Here is a 1,112-nt window from a genome sequence, read left to right as displayed (position 1 = left end):
TAGGTTCTGTCTCGAAGTGTTGAGGGCGGGTCAGCGGCCCGCCCTCACGAGTGCCGCAGCCACTGGTTGATCACCGCGATATGGATCGTGGCCTGGTAGCGGACTGCGAGTTTGTCGAACCGGGTAGCCACCGCCCGATGCTGTTTGAGCTGGTTGATGCCGCGCTCGACGGCATTGCGGTCCCGGTAGACCACCGGGTCGAACGCCGGGGGCCGGCCACCGCCACGACCGCGGCGGCGCCGATGCGCGGCCTGATCGGCAGGGACCGGGATCGTCGCTGGGATCCCGTGACGACGCAACCACTCCCGATTGGCGCGACTGGAATACGCCTTATCGGCCAGCACCCGCTCCGGCCGCACCCGCGCCCGGCCGCCACCGAGTTTCGGCACCTCGATCCCGTCGAGCACTGCGGTGAACTGCGGACTGTCACCGACCTGACCAGCGGTGAGCAGCACCGACAACACCCGGCAGCCCCGGTCGCAGGCCACATGCAGCTTGCTGGTCCACCCGCCCCGCGAACGTCCCAACCCGTGATCGGCCGGCTCGCGCTCACCAGTCCCGGCCGGTGGTTCGGCCTGCCGGTCACAGTCGCGGCGGGCGCCGGCAGCATGCGGGTGAGCGCGGGTGATCGTGGAATCCGCGCTGACCTGCCAGTCGATCACCCCAGCCGCGTCAGCCTGGACCTGCAGCGATGTCACGATCGTGGCCCACGACCCGGCGCGCTGCCAGCGCCGGAACAACCCGTACACCGCTTGCCAGGATCCGTATTCGGCCGGCACGTCCCTCCATGGCGAACCGACCCGCACACGCCACCGGATCCCGTCGATAAGCTGCCGTTTCGTCCATTTCGGCGGGCGTCCCGCCCTCTTCCCACAGGGCAGCAGCGGTTCCAGCCGGGCCCATTGGGCATCGGTCAGGTCCGCTCGCCCCGCCACCGCTACGCTGGTCAACGAGGTCTCCGGTAGTACTCCGGTTTTGCTTGGTCGTTAAACCAACTACCGGAGACCTCGCCCGCATACCAACGCGGCCAACATATTTCACCGAAAACGGTGATGGTGTGGCACCGCTGTGCGGTGCCACACCATCACTCACTTCGAGACAGAACCTAGTCG

General features: G+C 67.7%; 1 protein-coding gene. It reads right to left on the bottom strand.

Annotation, left to right across the window (positions count from 1 at the left end; all coding sequences use genetic code 11):
- Positions 1-44: 44 nt before the first annotated feature.
- A complete protein-coding gene (locus NMI01S_RS33630; RefSeq protein WP_063002780.1) occupies positions 45-950 on the bottom strand; it encodes an IS5 family transposase in 906 nt (301 codons plus the stop codon).
- Between the last annotated feature and the right edge of the window lie 162 nt (positions 951-1,112).

Origin of the sequence: Nocardia mikamii NBRC 108933 (assembly GCF_001613505.1) — a bacterium.
Lineage (GTDB): Bacteria > Actinomycetota > Actinomycetes > Mycobacteriales > Mycobacteriaceae > Nocardia > Nocardia mikamii.
The sequence above is the reverse complement of the archived record's forward strand: the minus strand, read 5'-3'. Positions and strand labels throughout refer to the sequence as shown.